Origin of the sequence: Leclercia sp. TB492 (genome assembly GCF_049974505.2) — a bacterium.
GTDB classification, from domain to species: Bacteria; Pseudomonadota; Gammaproteobacteria; order Enterobacterales; family Enterobacteriaceae; genus Enterobacter; species Enterobacter adecarboxylatus_C.
Genome location: NZ_CM127572.1, coordinates 2599317 through 2616501, shown reverse-complemented (window position 1 = coordinate 2616501; position 17185 = coordinate 2599317). Strand labels below are relative to the sequence as shown.

Below are 17185 nucleotides of genomic sequence, written 5' to 3'. Positions count from 1 at the left end.
TTTAATTACATGAAGTTAACTGCAAGAATACCTGTTCAGCCGTCGATCGGCTTGTGATAGGGTGGTGTTTCGCTCTTCGCCAGCCAGTCTGCTCGAATGGAAGGGGGATGGCGTCATCGCTGATTTCGACGACCCGATGCTCACCTCACTGCTGACGAAAGTGGATATGCCGGTGGTCGGTATTGGCGGCACCTGGCAGATGAACAGTCCTGCGATCCGCTCCCTTTCTTATGTGGCCTCTGATAACGTTGAACTGGTAAGGCTTGCCTATCAGCATTTGATCGACATGGGGCTGCCGCGATTTGCCTGTTACTCCATCGAGTCGACGATTATGAATCCCTGGGCGGTGGAGCGGGCCCGCGCCTTTCGCCAGTTTGTGGAGGTGGACGGTCACCAGGCGGAGATTTTTGAAGGGATCCCGACACACGCCCTGGTGTGGCAAAACATTCTTGAAGATTTAGCACGCTGGCTGGACAGGTTACCTAAACCCATTGGCATTATTGCGGTGACCGACTCCCGGGCCAGGCAGGTGCTGCAGGCATGTTCTATAGCAGGCTACGCCGTGCCGGAAGAAGTCGCCATTATCGGTATTGATGACGATCCGCTGCTGCGTAGCCTCAGCCGTATTGCCATTAGCTCGGTCGCTCAGGGCACCCACCAGATGGGGCGTACCGCCGCGAAGATGCTGCACCGGCAACTGACGGGCACCCCGCTGCGCGAGAGGCATGTGGTGGTGCGACCCGAGGGGGTGAATGCCCAGGCGTCTACCCGGCATAGCTCTATAATGAATACCTATATTTTGCGTGCACGCTATTTTATCCGCCAGTTCGGCAGTCTGGGGATTAAGGCGGCTCAGGTCGCAGAGCATGTGGGCTGTTCCCGTGCGACGCTGGACATGCACTTTATGCGTACACTCGGAAAGACTTTGCACGACGAATTACTGAGCTTCAGGCTTGAACGCTCTCAACATTTGCTGAGCGAGACTAACCTGAGTTATTCAGATGTGGCTATGCAAAGCGGCTTTACGTCGCTTCAGTACATGTATTCTGTTTATCGCCGGGAAATGGGGTGTACGCCGGTGGAGTATCGAAAGGCGCGTTGTGCAGGGTTGCTTTAGAGCTATATTGCCAGATGAATGGCATGAGCCCATGCTTCTCCGGGCTCATGCCATGTCGCTTTGTGCTGAGCTGGCTCGCGTGTGGAGTCAGCGCCGCAGAAGGTTTTTTTATGCTTTCAGCACTTCCAGCGCAGCAGCATAGTCCGGCTCGGTGGTGATTTCATTCACCAGGTGGCTGAACACGACGGTGTCGTTTTCGTCGATCACGACAACTGCGCGAGCAGCGAGGCCTTTCAGGGCGCCTTCAGCGATGCCCACACCGTACTGCTCCAGGAATTCCGGGTTACGCAGGGTGGAAAGGGTAATAACGTTGCTCAGGCCTTCGGCACCGCAGAAACGGGACTGGGCGAACGGCAGGTCGGCGGAGATGCACAGCACAACGGTGTTGTCCATTTCTGTCGCCAGCTGGTTGAATTTACGCACAGATGCGGCACACACGCCGGTATCGATGCTTGGGAAAATGTTCAGCACTTTACGCTTGCCGGCAAACTGGCTCAGCACGACGTCAGACAGATCTTTTGCCACGAGCGTAAACGCCTGCGCTTTGCTGCCAGTCTGAGGAATGGATCCTGCAACAGAAACCGGGTTGCCCTGGAAATGAACGAGTTGTGACATAGTTATCTTCCTGTTTACATATAGTTAACGTCGCCGCTAGTGTATGTCATCAGCCAATAACACAGCAAACCCTATTTACGCGAAGCCGCTATACAGGAGTGAGTAATGAGAACCCTCAAGGTTTATGAAGAAGCCTGGCCACTGCATACACCCTTTGTGATCTCCCGGGGAACCCGGAGCGAGGCCTGCGTGGTGGTGGTCGAAATAGAGGAAGAGGGTGTCAAAGGCGTAGGGGAATGTACCCCTTATCCGCGGTATGGTGAAAGTATCGCCTCGGTGATGGCGCAGATCATGGCGCTGGCGCCGGAGCTGGAGCGGGGGCTCAGCCGGGAAGCGCTACAGGCCCTGTTGCCGCCCGGTGCGGCGCGCAATGCCATTGACTGCGCCCTGTGGGATTTGGCCGCGCGCCAGCAGGGGATCCCGCTGGCCGCCCTTGCCGGGATGACGCTGCCGCAAACGCTAGTGACCGCCCAGACGGTAGTGATTGGCGAACCCGCGCAGATGGCCGCCAGCGCCAAAGCCCTGTATGCCGCCGGGGCGCGCCTGCTGAAAGTGAAGCTGGACGATCATCTCATCAGCGAGCGGATGGTTGCCATTCGCGCCGCCGTACCAGAAGCCACGCTGATTGTCGATGCTAACGAATCCTGGCGCAGCGAAGGACTGGCTGCCCGCTGTCAGCTACTGGCGGATCTGGATGTTACCATGCTCGAGCAACCCCTGCCTGCGGGTGACGATGCCGCGCTGGCAAATTTCATTCACCCGCTACCCATCTGCGCCGACGAAAGCTGCCATACACGTGAGAGCCTTCCCGCCCTGAAAGGACGCTACGAGATGGTGAATATGAAGCTGGATAAAACCGGGGGGATCACCGAAGCGCTGGCGCTGGCTGCCGAGGCGCGTCAGCAGGGTTTTGCGCTGATGCTCGGCTGTATGCTCTGCACCTCACGCGCCATTAATGCGGCTTTGCCGCTGGCGGGCGAGGTGCAGTTTGCCGATCTTGACGGTCCGACCTGGCTGGCGGTGGACGTCTCACCGGCGCTGCATTACACCACCGGCATGGTTCATCTCTGAGGTTCCCAGCGCAGCAGATCGGTCATCGCTCTCAGGTACTTCTCGCTGGCCTCGTCGGACGAGATCGGCGGGAACTCGGCGGTGATGCAGTGCAGGCTTAAATCAGCGCACCAGCTACCGAAAGAGCCCGGCGTTTCATAGCCGACGCTGGTCACCAACGGCAGCGAAAAGGCATCCGCCAGCCAGCTTCCCAGCGCGCTGTGCGCGGGATCTTCAATGCAGGCCAGCGGATCGTGAAATGACACCACCCAGGCCGGATGCAGTTTGTGGATCAGGTGACATAGCGCCTCCGTTTCCGGTTCCGAACCGGGCTTTTCGCCGGTCAGCAATACCACATCCCGATCCTGTGCCGCACTGTTCCAGCGGTAGACCGTCTCGCCTTCCCGCCAGTTGGCCGCCGGGAAGTTACGGTTCAGGTCCACTCCGCGAGCGTTGGCGCGCAGTCCCAGCTGACAGCCGTCCGGGTTGACGGTTAACACCACATGGTGGCGACGCAACTTCGGGGCCAGGGTGCGCAGGGCGCAGGAGAGGGTCACAATTGATGAGTTTTCATCCCCGTGAGTTCCTGCGATGATTAGGCCGCTGTGGCGATCGGCCTGTGGCGCAGGGAACCAGATCAAGGGCGCGCCGAGGAATGAACGGCCATAGTGTTCGGTTCCCGGCGGGAAAGCGCCACGTTCCGTTCTTGGACGAGTAAGGGACATAGACGTTCCTGAATCAGAGTTATACTACTGGCAGTGTTGTGCAAAACACACGGTTAATCAAATAGTTTCAGCTCCAGGGCAAAACCGGCAGATATCAACTTTCCGATGGAAGTTGTTTGCATTTCCCTGTTCAGAAACAAATAATTACGCATCTGCTCGTTACCCATCATTTCAAAGGGGATCTCATGAAGCATCCGGTTTCGTTGATTTGTTCTGCCTTGTGGTTGTGTGGCCTCTCTTCTTATTCCTTTGCTGCGGATGTTCCCTCCGGGACGACGCTGGCACCAAAGCAGGAGCTGGTGCGTCATATTAAAGATGAACCGGCGTCACTGGATCCCGCCAAAGCGGTGGGACTGCCCGAAATTCAGGTGATCCGCGATCTGTTCGAAGGTCTCGTCAACCAGAATGAAAAAGGGGAGCTGGTGCCGGGCGTTGCCACCCGCTGGCAGAGTAACGATAACCGTGCCTGGACCTTTACCCTGCGTGAGAATGCCCAATGGTCTGACGGCACCCCCGTCACCGCACAGGATTTTGTCTACAGCTGGCAGCGTCTGGTCGATCCGAAAACCACGTCGCCGTTTGCCTGGTTTGCGGCGCTGGCCGGGATCAGCAATGCCCAGGCCATTATCGACGGCAAGGCCACGCCGGATAAGCTCGGCGTGACTGCGGTAGATAGCCGAACTCTGCGCGTCCAGCTGGATAAACCGCTGCCGTGGTTTGCCAATCTCACTGCAAGCTTCGCCTTCTATCCGGTACAAAAAGCCAACGTTGAGAGCAGCGCGGAGTGGACCCGTCCGGGTACGCTGGTGGGCAATGGCGCATACATTCTGAAAGACCGGGTGGTCAACGAGAAGCTGGTCGTCGAGCGCAACACCCATTACTGGGATAACGATAAAACGGTGCTGCAGAAAGTGACCTTTATCCCGATCAACCAGGAGTCGTCTGCCACCAAGCGCTACCTGGCGGACGATATCGATATCACCGAATCATTCCCGAAAAACCTCTACCAGAAGCTGTTGAAGGACATTCCGGGGCAGGTTTATACCCCGCCGCAGCTGGGCACCTACTATTACGCCTTTAATACCCAGAAAGGCCCGACGGCGGATGCCCGGGTGCGCCTGGCGCTGAGCATGACCATCGACCGGCGGATCATGGCCGAGAAAGTGTTGGGCACCGGCGAAAAACCGGCATGGCACTTCACCCCGGACGTGACCGCAGGCTTTACGCCGGAGCCATCACCCTTTGAGCAGATGAGCCAGGAGGAGATGAACGCGCAGGCCAAAACGCTCCTGCAGGCAGCGGGCTACAATGCGCAGAAACCACTCAAGCTGACGCTGCTGTACAACACCTCGGAAAACCACCAGAAGATCGCCATCGCGGTGGCGTCGATGTGGAAAAAGAATCTCGGCGTCGATGTGAAGCTGCAAAACCAGGAGTGGAAAACCTATATCGACAGTCGTAACACCGGTAATTTCGATGTGATCCGCGCCTCGTGGGTGGGAGATTACAATGAACCCTCGACCTTCCTCTCGCTGCTGACCTCCACGCATACCGGCAATATTTCCCGCTTCAACGATCCGGCGTATGACAAGGTCATCAATCAGGCGTCGCTGGAGACCACCGCGAAGGCCCGCAACGCGGATTACAATACGGCGGAGAAAATCCTCGCGGAAAAAGCGCCGATTGCGCCGATCTATCAGTACACCAACGGGCGCTTAATCAAACCCTGGGTGAAAGGGTATCCGATTAACAACCCGGAAGATGTGGCATACAGTCGCACCATCTATATCGAGAAGCATTGATAGAGTATGTTTTCCTTATAACGGATGCTATAACCGGAACTGGCGCGAATTGTAGCGCCAGTTTTGATCTGATTTAGAATTATGCAAGAATCTACCGTAGCTCTAATTTTACGTTATTATCCCTTCTGTAAAAACCATAATTACCCATCGATATTTGTTAAAGCATAGATTGAGTATTAATATGTTATTCGCCTCGCAAATACATAATTATTGTTTAATATTACTCACTGACAGGAATTAAAGTTAACTGTTTGATGGAAGTCTACTTTTGGACCAAGAGTTAGTTGATTACATGTAATTACTTGTTCTAATATCGCCTCTGCAAACAAATGTAGTTTTACTTAATAACTATTCCTTAAGGAAAAGGGACTGCTATGGCTGATACATTTCAGAATGAAGTGCCCAGGGCACGTATAAATCTCAAGCTGGCTCTCCATACGGGGGGCGCGCAAAAGAAAGTTGAACTGCCGCTTAAGCTCCTTACCGTTGGTGATTTCAGTAATGGCAAAGAAAAACGGCCGTTATCAGAGAGGGAAAAGGTTAACGTTAATAAAAATAATTTCGACAGTGTACTTTCAGAATTTAACCCGGAAATTAACCTGGCTGTACAGAATACGCTGGCTGGCGAGGGTTCAGAAGAAAATATCCAACTGCAATTTTCATGTATAAAAGATTTCGAGCCCGAACAGGTTGCCCGTCAAATTCCTCAGCTTCGCGCCATGCTGGCGATGCGTAATTTATTACGCGATCTAAAATCCAATCTGCTTGATAACGCCACTTTCAGAAAAGAGCTCGAGAAAATTCTTAAGGATCCGGCGCTGTCTCAGGAATTACGCGACGAAATGAGCGCGCTTGCCCCGAAATAAAACGTGGGTATCTCTTTTAATGGATTAACCGGGAATATGCTGATGTCTGTAAATACTGAAACTGGCTCTGCTCAAGGGCAAACCACCGTACTTGAAAAAGAGGGCGTTTACGCCTCCCTGTTTGAAAAAATCAACCTTACCCCGGCGTCCAGCCTTGGGGATATTAATGCATTTCTGGACGATGCCGCGCTGGCGGATGCGCCTGCGGGCGAGCGCCTGACGGCTGCGATGCAGGTGTTTATGGACTGCATCCGTAAATCCGGCCAGCAGGTGGAAAAGCTCGATAAAACGCTGATCGATCACCATATCGCAGAGCTGGATTTTCAAATCAGCCGCCAGCTGGATGCGGTGATGCACCATGAAGAATTCCAGAAGGTAGAATCCCTGTGGCGTGGCCTGAAACAGCTGGTGGACAATACCGACTATCGCCAGAACGTAAAAACCGAAATTCTTGACGTCTCCAAAGATGACCTGCGCCAGGACTTCGAAGATGCGCCGGAGCTTATCCAGAGCGGACTTTACTGGCACACCTACACTGCCGAATACGACACCCCGGGCGGGGAGCCGATTGGCTCGGTGATTTCTTCTTACGAATTTGACGCCAGCCCGCAGGATATGGCGTTGCTGCGCAACATCTCCAAAGTCTCCGCCGCGGCACATATGCCGTTTATCGGATCCGTCGGGCCGAAATTCTTCCTGAAGGAGTCGATGGAAGAGGTGGCGGCCATTAAAGATATCGGCAACTACTTCGACCGTGCCGAGTACATCAAATGGAAATCCTTCCGCGACACCGACGACTCCCGCTATATCGGTCTGGTGATGCCGCGCGTGCTGGGGCGTCTGCCGTACGGCCCGGATACCGTGCCGGTGCGCAGCTTCAACTATGTTGAACAGGTGAAAGGCCCGGATCATGAGAAATACCTCTGGACCAGCGCGTCATTCTCTTTCGCCTCCAATATGGTGAAGAGCTTTATCAACAACGGTTGGTGCGTGCAGATCCGTGGCCCGCAGGCCGGTGGCGCAGTGAAAGACCTGCCGATCCATCTGTACGATCTGGGGACCGGCAACCAGGTGAAGATCCCGTCCGAGGTGATGATCCCCGAAACCCGGGAGTTTGAGTTCGCGAATCTGGGCTTTATCCCGCTGTCGTACTACAAAAACCGCGATTACGCCTGCTTCTTCTCGGCCAACTCTACACAGAAACCGGCGCTGTACGACACCGCCGATGCAACCGCCAACAGCCGCATTAACGCGCGACTACCCTATATCTTTCTGCTGTCCCGTATCGCGCACTACCTGAAGCTGATCCAGCGCGAAAACATCGGTACCACCAAGGATCGTCGCCTGCTGGAGCTGGAACTCAACACCTGGGTACGCGGTCTGGTGACCGAAATGACCGACCCGGGCGATGAACTGCAGGCTTCCCATCCGCTGCGCGACGCGAAAGTGGTAGTGGAAGATATTGAGGACAACCCGGGCTTCTTCCGCGTGCGCCTGTACGCGGTACCGCACTTCCAGGTGGAAGGGATGGATGTGAATCTGTCGCTGGTTAGCCAGATGCCAAAAGCGAAAGCGTAAGGCGGTAACAGGGATGAAAATTTATCGTCCGCTGTGGAACGAGGGGGCGCTGTTGTCCCCTCAGCAGTTCCAGCAACAGTCAGAATGGGGATCCTTTCGCAGCACAGGCGTAGCGGCGCTCGCCTCGCCGTTTGCGTGGGGCGTGGAGCGGGCTCAATTTGATGAAAGACTGCTGGGTTCAGGCCTGATTCAGGTGACACACCTGCGGCTCTGGCTGCCTGATGGCACGCTGGTAGATACAGGCGTCAGCGATCTGCCGCCGGAACCACGCGAACTGGATTTATCGCAGCGTTCAGACAGGGTTACGGTGGTGATTGCCCTGCCGCTCCTGCAGTCGGGGCTGAATAACGTGCAGCAGGACCCGGTTATGGCAGACCGGCCCCTTCGCTACCGTGAAGAGTGGGTGAGTGTCCAGGATGCGTTTGGCAGCGAAGAGGAGTCCGTCGCTGTCGCCCGCTTTAACCTCGCTATCCGGTTTGAACATGAGGATAACGCGTCGTGGGAGTGCTGCCCGGTTGCACGGCTTATCCGCGACGGACAGGGATGGCGTCAGGATCCTGCATTTATTCCGCCCATGGCATTGTTTTCTGCCAGCCCGGCGATGCGGGAAAGACTGGTGTTACTGAACCGCCAGCTTCGCTCTCGCCGCCAGCGTCTGATGTCCATGCGCCGGGAAAGCAACGAGCGTCTGGCCGATTTCGCGGTGGCAGACGTCTCTCTTTTCTGGCTGCTCAATGCGCTGAACTCCCATGCGCGGGTGCTGACAGAGTTTGAACGTTTTCCGGCCCGTCATCCTGAACAGGTGTGGGCGGAGCTTGCGCGGCTCGCGGGCAGCATGCTGACGTTTTCTCTCGACAGCGATCTGGACGCCATTCCCGGCTATGACCATGCCGAACCGGAAAAAACGTTTCCGCCGCTGTTTGAACTGATTACCGGCTTACTGGAAGCCAGCCTGCCGTCCCGTGTTATCGCGCTTGACATGCTTCGCCCGGACGAACAGACGTGGAAAGCCTCGCTGCATGATATTCGTCTGCGTGAGGAGGCCGATCTCTGGCTCTCTGTTAGGTCTGACGTTCCCGCCTGGCAGGTGGTAGAGAAGTTCCCGGCATTATGTAAGGCGGGTTCACCGGATGAGGTGAATGCGATTTCGACCGTCGCCCTGCAGGGGATCCCGATTATTGCTGTTAACCGCGTGCCGGCAGCACTGCCGGTGCGAATGGAGAACCAGTACTTCGCGCTGGACATGGAGAGTGCTGCGGCCAGGGACATGCTGGAGCAGGGCGTCTGCATGTTCTACGTGCCAGCCCTGCTGGGACGGCTTGAACTCGAACTGTTTGCGGTACTGCGATCATGAGAAAAGGTATTGATATTGATGCACTGATGGCCGACACCTGGCTAACTGTCACCCTTCTTAAGCAGGGGGCAACAACACCGGACGGTAATGTGCTGTATGAAACCTGCAGCAAACAGGTGGAACAGGTGCGCGGGGCACTGGAACGTGCCGGATACGACGAGGCCAGCATTGCGCATATTTCCTATGCCCAGTGTGCGTTGCTTGATGAAGTGGTGATGAGCAGAGCGCCGGGTGAAGCCGATGCAGGCCATACGGCATGGCGAAAAGCGCCGTTACAGGCACGCTATTTCGGATCATTACACGCAGGCGAGGCCCTCTGGGATCGTATCGCTGAGGTGTTGCGCCAGCCTGCGCCGGATATGGCCGTTCTGACCTGCTACCACCGGGTGATCGCGCTGGGGTTCCACGGATTATACAGCAAGAGCTCAGTCAGCCAGTCGCAGCGGGAAGAAGTGATTAAAGCGCTTGCTGAGCGGGTGCCGCCTCTGGATGCGGAGATCTCTCTGGTGGTGCGCCGGACCGCAAAGCACCGTTACAGCCTGCTTCGTTCCGTCTGGTTCTGGATCGTGGCGGCGGCTGTGGTCATGGCCGTCGTGTGGTGGGGCGGTCATCTCTGGCTTCAGGCGCTGTTATCCGCGCAGTTACCGGAGTTGCCCCACTAATGCGCAAATCAGTCATGGTTTCTCTGATACTCCACGTAATGGCGAGTGCCGCTGCGCTTTTGTGGCTTCTGTGGGGTTTCATTCCGGCAGGCACGCTGTTTAAAGGGGTGATGACACTGTGCATCGTTGCGCTGAACGTCTGGCAGATCCGGCGAAAAAGCCGTTTCAGCCAGGCTCGGGGCAATGGCGGAACGTCTGGTGCTGAGCTGCCTGTATTCGCTGACGCGGGGCCGATTGTTCTCGTCTGTGGGGACAGCCTGGATGCACTGTTTGGGGTGCAAACGCTGCGTAAAACAGCGCAGGGCTGGTGGCTGCGGGTGAATGACATCAGCAGGCTCACTGATATCGTGCGCGATATCCAGGAGCAGCAGCCGCGGCAGGCCGGACAAATCGCCGTTATGTATACCTGCCACCCCGACGGGCATCAGGATGAAGCGGTGCTGCGCGCGACCCTGAAAGCGTTGCGCCAGCAGATGAAACAATTGTGTCTGATCGCCGGATTCACTCCGCCGGTGATCCTGAGCGGTGAGTTTTCCGGTCCCGAAACCCCGTGGGTTATTGTCCGTGGCGATAAACCGGTTGTTTGCCCTGTTGATGAGACGCCACAGGCGCTGGATGACTGGCAGCAGGACAATCATCTGGCGCTGATGCCTGTCCTTCGGGAAGCCTTTGCTTTTATACGCACCATTCTGATGGATGAACTGGTGAAAGAGGATCGACTGTTCCCGTCGGTTCATCTGTTTGCTGTGGCGTTTCGCAGCGGTATGGCCTCTGCTGACACGGGTTCGCTGTGGTCGCATCACCTGAGTCGTCTGACGCATCTGGTTTTACCACCGGCAGCCGGATCCGCAGAGGTGGCAGGGCGTTTTCCTGATGAGGTGTTACCGATGCTTGCGCCTTACTGTGCGCCCGTCCAGGGTGGGCAGCGTACCCGTCGCCTCGTTTTATGGATGCTGGTATGTGTTCTTGCTGCCATCGGTTTTTCTGGTGTGAATAACGCGGCGCTGATCCGCCAGGTCTGGACGAATTTGCAGCGCTGGTATGCCATCCCCATGAACCATTATGAGCCGAAGGCGCAGTCACTTGCCGCGCTGAAACAGGACGCCCTTCTGCTGGAACGCTGGCAGCGGCAGGGGGAACCGCTCAGGTATGCGCTGGGCTATTACCCCGGTCAGCGTCTGTGGCTGGCGTTACAGAAGGCGATTGACTCGTATGTGCCCCCTCCGGCACCCGCCATTAAGCCAGTACCGAAAATCATCCGCCTCGACAGTATGTCGCTGTTCGACACCGGCAGGTGGGCGCTGAAACCCGGCACCACGAAGCTGCTGGTGAATTCGCTGGTGGGGATTAAGGCGAAGCCCGGCTGGCTGATTGTGGTGGCGGGCCATACCGACAGCACGGGGGATGACAAATCCAACCAGGTGCTGTCGCTTAAGCGGGCGGAGTCCGTACGCGACTGGATGCGCGACACCGGCGACGTGCCGGAGAGCTGTTTTGCGGTGCAGGGCTACGGCGAAAACCGTCCAGTCGCCACCAACGACACCCCGGAAGGCCGCGTGCTGAACCGCCGTGTCGAAATCAGTCTGGTGCCGCAGGCTAATGCCTGCCGGTTGCCGGGCAACACACTGGCGTCATCGGATGATGATGTCTCAAAAAATGAAATGGAGTAATTAACATGGCAATTCCTGTTTATCTGTGGCTGAAGGACGACGGCGGCGCGGACATCAAAGGGTCCGTGGACGTGAAGGACCGTGAAGGCAGCATTGAGGTGGTGGCGCAGGAGCATAACCTGTACATCCCGACCGACAATAATACCGGCAAACTGACCGGCACGCGTATCCACACGCCGTTCCTGTTCACCAAGGAAATCGACTCCTCCAGCCCGTATCTGTACAAGGCGGTGACCACCGGCCAGACCCTGAAATCTGCCGAATTCAAGTGGTACAAAATCAACGACGCCGGCCAGGAAGTGGAGTACTTCAACACCAAGCTTGAGAACGTCAAGCTGGTGAAAGTGAATCCGAAGATGCACGACATTAAAGATCCGGCGTTCGAGAAGCACAACCACCTGGAGCAGATTGAGCTGCGCTACGAAAAAATCACCTGGACCTACAAGGACGGCAACATCATTCATTCCGATTCCTGGAACGAACGTACCACCGCGTAAGTCCCGTGCGGACAGGGTTGCCTGTCCGCCGTTTTTGCTGAACGTCTGTAACCGCGGGCGTTCAGCAAAGAACAACACAATCTGCCTGCCTGACCTGATGCGCTTCGGGTTCCTGAATGACAGGGAACAGCGACGGGCGGTAGCGTGCCCGGAACTGATAAAGAGAGAGTCTCATGGAAAACCCAGCCATCCTGTTACGCCGTCTTAACCCCTACTGCGCCCGTGCGATGGAGGGCGCGGCTTCCCTGTGCCAGACCCGCGCCCACGCGGAAATCCTGCCCGAGCACTGGCTGCTGAAGCTGCTGGAGCAGGGCGAGGGCGACCTGACGGTGCTGGCACGACGCTACGAATGGGATATGGACGCCATCTGGCAGGATTTGCTGGTATTTCTCGACACGCTGCCCCGTTCAGTGCGCAGCCGTCCGCAGCTATCTGACAGCATTCAGAGCCTGATGCAGGACGCCTGGCTGCGGGCGTCGCTGGCGGGTGAAGAGCAGATCCGCAGCATTCACCTGCTGATGGCGCTGGTGGAGAAACCGTTGCGGGTGCGCTGCGATGGTCTCTGGCCGCTGCTGGCCCTGGCGCAGAGCCAGCTTGAGCGCCTGCGGCCGCTGCTGGACGCGCAGTCGGACGAGCGCCCGGAGGTGCAGCAGGAGGCGGGGTTGTCGCAGACTGGCGATGCGACGCTTATAGATGAAGAAATCAAGGAAGGTGAACTCACCCCGGCACTGCAGAACGCGCTGGACAAGTTCACCCTCGACGTCACCGCCCGTGCCCGCGAGGGCAGAATCGACCCGGTGTTCGGCCGCGACAACGAAATCCGCCAGATGGTGGATATTCTCTCCCGCCGCCGTAAGAACAACCCGATTCTGGTGGGCGAGCCCGGCGTGGGCAAAACCGCCCTGGTCGAGGGGCTGGCACTGCGCATCGCGGAGGGCAACGTGCCGGATGCGCTGAAGCCGGTCTCGGTACGCACTCTTGACCTTGGCCTGCTGCAGGCCGGCGCGGGCGTGAAGGGCGAATTTGAACAGCGCCTGAAAAACATCATTGAGGCAGTGCAGCAGTCGCCGCTACCGGTGCTGCTGTTTATTGACGAAGCACACACCATTATCGGCGCAGGCAACCAAGCGGGTGGTGCGGATGCGGCCAACCTGCTGAAACCTGCGCTCGCCCGTGGCGAACTCAGAACCATCGCCGCGACGACCTGGAGCGAGTACAAACAGTACTTCGAGCGCGACGCCGCGCTGGAGCGGCGCTTCCAGATGGTGAAGGTGGATGAGCCAGACGACGATACCGCCTGCCTGATGCTGCGGGGTCTGAAATCACGCTACGCGCAGCACCACGGAGTGCACATTACCGATGAGGCGGTCAGGGCGGCGGTGACCCTGTCAAGGCGCTATCTGACCGGCCGCCAGCTACCGGACAAGGCGGTGGACCTGCTGGACACTGCTTCGGCCCGCGTGCGTATGAGCCTTGACACCGTGCCGGAGCCGCTGACCGGGATGAAGGCACAGCTCACGGCCCTGGCGATGGAAAAGCAGGCGCTGCTGGAAGATATCGCGGTGGGCAACACTCCTCCCGGTGAGCGCCTGGCGGCCATTGAGCAGGACGAAGTCCGCATCATCGTGGAACTCGACGAACGGGAAACGCAGTACGGCCAGGAGCTGAAACTCACGGAAGAACTGCTCGCCTGCCGCGCGGATAATTCTCGTCAGGCAGAAATTGCCGACCTGCAACAGCAACTGAGTGAGGTTCAGCAGAGTAACCCGCTGCTGGGGCTGGACGTGGACGTGCGTACCGTCGCAACGGTGATTGCCGACTGGACCGGTGTGCCGCTCTCTTCATTAATGAAGGACGAGCAGACGGAGCTGCTGAGCCTGGAAACCAGCCTCGGTAAACGCGTGGTGGGCCAGGTTGCGGCGCTGAATGCCATCGCGCAGCGCCTGCGCGCGTCAAAAACCGGCCTCGCGCCGGAGAACGGCCCGCAGGGCGTGTTCCTGCTGACCGGGCCAAGCGGCACTGGCAAAACCGAAACCGCTTTAGCGCTTGCCGGTGAACTGTTCGGTGGCGAGAAATCCCTGATTACCATCAACCTCTCCGAATATCAGGAACCACACACCGTCTCCCAGCTTAAGGGTTCACCGCCAGGCTACGTCGGCTACGGTCAGGGCGGTATTCTGACTGAGGCCGTAAGAAAACGCCCGTACAGTGTGGTGCTGCTGGATGAAGTGGAAAAGGCCCACCGCGACGTAATGAACCTGTTTTATCAGTTGTTCGACCGCGGCTTTATGCGTGACGGCGAGGGGCGTGAAATCGATTTTCGCAACACGGTCATTCTGATGACCTCCAACCTCGGCAGCGATTACATCATGCAGATGCTGGACGAACAGCCGGAAAGTACCGAATCAGACCTGCATGAACTGCTGCGCCCGCTGCTGCGCGATCACTTCCAGCCTGCGCTGCTGGCGCGTTTCCAGACGGTGATTTACCGCCCGCTCACCCGGGAGGCCATGCGCACGATTGTGGGAATAAAGCTGAACCAGGTGAGCCAGCGTCTGGCGCGCCACTATGGTATGCAGACCTCGATCGATGACTCCCTGTACGACGCGCTGATCGTCGCCTGCCTGCTGCCGGATACCGGGGCGCGCAATATCGACAGCCTGCTGAACCAGCAGATACTACCGGTACTGAGCCAGCAACTGCTCAGCCATATGGCTGCGGGGCAGAAGCCGCAGAACCTGCGGCTTGGCTGGGATGACGAGAATGGGATTGTGCTGGCGTTTGATGAAGGTGCGGGCGTATGAGCGAGTCTTTAATAAACGATGCGGCCAGTCTGGTACAGCAACTGCTGGGCCAGTCGCGCTACCGGGTCGATGTTCATGACTGCGCTGAATTTCTTGACGTACTGAAATTCAGCTCGGTGGAATCCCTGAGCAAGCCCTGGCGATATGATATCTCCGTGACCTGCTCTTCGCCGGATATCACAAGTGAAGCCGTGCTGTTAAAACCCGCATCCTTTACGTTCCAGACCCCGGTATTTGACGGGACGCCTGCTTTACCTGTGCGTACCGTTTACGGCGTGATTGAGGAATTTGAGCGCAAATCCACATCAAAAGAGGATACCGTTTACGCCCTGACGCTGGTGCCACGTATTGCCTTGTTAGCGAAAACGAAGGGCTGTGAAATTTTCCTCAATCAGTCCGTTGTTGAAGTGGTGGAGCAGATCCTGCGTAAACACAGGCTGGAAGGGGTAGACTTTGAATTCCGCCTGTCCCGCGAGTATCCGGTCCGGGAATTGATTACTCAGTGGTGTGAAACCGACCTGGAGTTTATTGAGCGTCTGCTGGCCGAAGTGGGGATTTTCTGGCGGTTCGAGATGGACAGCCGCCTTGAGCAGGATGTCGTCATTTTTCAGGACTCTCAGGAGCAGTACCAGTTTGGTGTGACCCTCCCGTTACGCAACCCTGCCGGGATGAGTGACAGCGGAAGGGAGAGTGTCTGGGATATTCATACCGCGTACCACGTTGTCAGTGGCGGGGTGACGACCCGGGATTACAACTACCGGGAAGCGCTGACGCCGCAGGACAGCACGGTCAGCCTCAGCAGTCAGGAAGGCATCACAACGGGTGAAACCTACCACTACGCAGAGCCGTTTCTGACAGCCGGTGATACGGAAAGCCCCGAAACCGGCGCGTTCTTCGCCCGTCTGCGCCACGAGCGCATCCTGAATAAGCAGTATACCGTCAGCGGGCGCACCTCCAGCCCGCATCTGGCGCCGGGACAGGTGCTGGAAACCAATGCCGGCCTGCCGGAGGTGGTGAAGGACGGGATAGTTATCACCACGGTAAAAGCCAGCGGCTCGCGGCAGGACAGCTTCCGGATGTCGTTCGAGGGTATCCCCTACAGTGAGACCGTCTGTTACCGCCCGGCACCGCTTAACCGTCCGGTGATTTCCGGCACGCTGCCGGCGCGCGTGGAGAGCACACAGAAAGGAGATATCTATGCCTGGCTTGACCCGCAGGGCCGTTACCGGGTGAAGCTGGATTTTGACCGCAACAGCAGCGAGCAGGGTTACGCTTATCTGTGGCTACGGCTGGCGAAACCGTACGCCGGTGACACCTACGGCTGGCATGCGCCGTTGCTCGACGGTACGGAAGTGGCGGTAATGTTTGACAGCGGAGACCCTGACCGGCCGTATATTGCGTATGCGCAGCATGACTCTGAACACCCTGACCACGTAACCAGTGATAACCACACGCGCAACGTTCTGCGTACTCCGGCGAATAACAAACTGCGGCTGGAAGACAGGCGCGGTGAGGAGCATATCAAGTTCGCCACGGAGTACGGGAAAAGTCAGCTTAATATGGGCCATCTGGTTGATGCGCAGCGCGAACGTCGCGGTACAGGCTTTGAGCTGCGCACGGATGAGTATGGTGCCGTTCGTGCGGCCAGGGGGCTTTTCCTGGCCGCACATGAGCAGCCAAAAGCGCAGGGGCAGGTGCTGGAGATGACCCCGGCGGTGAATCAGATTACCCAAGCCAACAGTCAGATGCAGGCGCTGAACGGTGCCGCCGAAGCGGCCGGGGCGCTGGTATCGGATATCAGCACCCAGATCAACCTGGTCACGGGCAGGCTGAAAGACCTTCAGTCGTCGGTGATACTGGCAAGCGCCCCGCAGGGGGTGGCACTGACCTCCGGTGAACATCTCCAGCTGACCAGCACGAAGAACACCATGATTAACGCCGGCGAGCATCTGAATATCGGCGCCATGCAAAACCTGTCCGTGACGGTAGAAAAGGCACTGGGGCTGTTTGTACATAAGGATGGGGCGAAGCTGGTTGCGAATCAGGGGGATATTGAGGTTCAGGCACAGCATAACACTATGGCGTTGTTCTCTGAAAAGCAGATGACCATCACCAGTAACGAAGACGAAATCACCATTACCACGCCGAAAATCTTAACGCTGAACGGCGGCGGATCATATCTGAAGCTGAGCCAGAACGGGATAGAGCATGGCTCGGAAGGGATGATGATAATGAAAGTGGCGACGTATCTGGTTCCCTGTACTCCTGCAAGTCTTCCCTGTGACACTCCCGATTTTCCTTTAACCTCTTTAAACCCGGACACTAATAACGAGCCAGGAACGGATAATTCGGACCCATCGAAAAATGATGATCAACATCGACAGAATCAGCCTGAAAAGGATCCTGCCAAAGGTTCTGCAAAATGGGCATGTGATTAACACGGAG

13 protein-coding genes are annotated in these 17185 nt (G+C 57.2%); 11 read left to right on the top strand and 2 right to left on the bottom strand.

Translation table 11 applies throughout. From position 1 onward, the window contains the following. The first annotated feature begins 61 nt into the window (after window positions 1-61). Window positions 62-1117, top strand: coding sequence for an AraC family transcriptional regulator (locus ACP4QI_RS12340; RefSeq protein ID WP_426495377.1), 1056 nt, complete (start codon window positions 62-64; stop codon window positions 1115-1117). Window positions 1118-1225: 108 nt separating this feature from the next. Here the strand turns inward: ACP4QI_RS12340 and tpx are convergent, their stop codons facing one another. Continuing rightward, on the bottom strand, window positions 1226-1732 hold the full coding sequence (gene tpx / locus ACP4QI_RS12335) for a thiol peroxidase (RefSeq protein ID WP_285128849.1): 507 nt from the start codon (window positions 1730-1732) through the stop codon (window positions 1226-1228). Window positions 1733-1837: 105 nt separating this feature from the next. Between tpx and ycjG the strand changes: the two genes are divergently transcribed. Beyond that, on the top strand, window positions 1838-2803 hold the full coding sequence (gene ycjG / locus ACP4QI_RS12330) for an L-Ala-D/L-Glu epimerase (protein WP_426495378.1): 966 nt from the start codon (window positions 1838-1840) through the stop codon (window positions 2801-2803). Here the strand turns inward: ycjG and mpaA are convergent. Next, window positions 2794-3507 carry a murein tripeptide amidase MpaA gene (mpaA, locus tag ACP4QI_RS12325; RefSeq protein WP_426495379.1) on the bottom strand — a complete coding sequence of 238 codons (714 nt, stop codon included), beginning with the start codon at window positions 3505-3507 and terminating at the stop codon, window positions 2794-2796. The two genes, ycjG and mpaA, sit on opposite strands and share 10 nt — an antisense overlap. A 185-nt stretch (window positions 3508-3692) precedes the next feature. On the opposite strand from mpaA, the gene ACP4QI_RS12320 reads away from it, so the two are divergent. The 9 genes from ACP4QI_RS12320 (at window position 3693) to ACP4QI_RS12280 (ending at window position 17178) form a co-directional block, all read left to right on the top strand. Beyond that, window positions 3693-5309: a peptide ABC transporter substrate-binding protein gene (locus tag ACP4QI_RS12320; protein ID WP_426495380.1), complete on the top strand. Its 1617-nt coding sequence runs from the start codon at window positions 3693-3695 to the stop codon at window positions 5307-5309. 374 nt (window positions 5310-5683) lie between these two features. Then, window positions 5684-6175 carry a type VI secretion system contractile sheath small subunit gene (gene tssB, locus ACP4QI_RS12315; RefSeq protein ID WP_285128853.1) on the top strand — a complete coding sequence of 164 codons (492 nt, stop codon included), beginning with the start codon at window positions 5684-5686 and terminating at the stop codon, window positions 6173-6175. A gap of 42 nt (window positions 6176-6217) precedes the next feature. Beyond that, window positions 6218-7753, top strand: coding sequence for a type VI secretion system contractile sheath large subunit (gene tssC / locus ACP4QI_RS12310; RefSeq protein WP_285128854.1), 1536 nt, complete (start codon window positions 6218-6220; stop codon window positions 7751-7753). Window positions 7754-7766: 13 nt separating this feature from the next. Then, entirely contained in the window at window positions 7767-9107 is a 1341-nt protein-coding gene (gene tssK / locus ACP4QI_RS12305; protein WP_426495381.1) for a type VI secretion system baseplate subunit TssK, read from the top strand. After that, the gene (gene tssL, locus ACP4QI_RS12300; RefSeq protein WP_426495382.1) at window positions 9104-9769 is read left to right on the top strand and encodes a type VI secretion system protein TssL, short form; all 666 of its coding nucleotides are present in this window, start codon (window positions 9104-9106) and stop codon (window positions 9767-9769) included. Before tssK ends, tssL begins: the two co-directional genes overlap by 4 nt. Further along, entirely contained in the window at window positions 9769-11439 is a 1671-nt protein-coding gene (locus tag ACP4QI_RS12295) for an OmpA family protein (protein WP_426495383.1), read from the top strand. Before tssL ends, ACP4QI_RS12295 begins: the two co-directional genes overlap by 1 nt. Window positions 11440-11444: 5 nt before the next feature. Further along, window positions 11445-11936, top strand: coding sequence for a type VI secretion system effector Hcp (hcp, locus tag ACP4QI_RS12290; protein ID WP_029883904.1), 492 nt, complete (start codon window positions 11445-11447; stop codon window positions 11934-11936). Window positions 11937-12109: 173 nt separating this feature from the next. Then, window positions 12110-14740 (top strand): type VI secretion system ATPase TssH, encoded by a 2631-nt coding sequence (gene tssH / locus ACP4QI_RS12285; RefSeq protein ID WP_426495384.1) that lies wholly within the window; start codon window positions 12110-12112, stop codon window positions 14738-14740. Then, window positions 14737-17178 carry a type VI secretion system Vgr family protein gene (locus ACP4QI_RS12280; RefSeq protein ID WP_426495385.1) on the top strand — a complete coding sequence of 814 codons (2442 nt, stop codon included), beginning with the start codon at window positions 14737-14739 and terminating at the stop codon, window positions 17176-17178. The genes tssH and ACP4QI_RS12280 overlap by 4 nt, the downstream gene beginning before the upstream one ends. Window positions 17179-17185 lie beyond the last annotated feature (7 nt).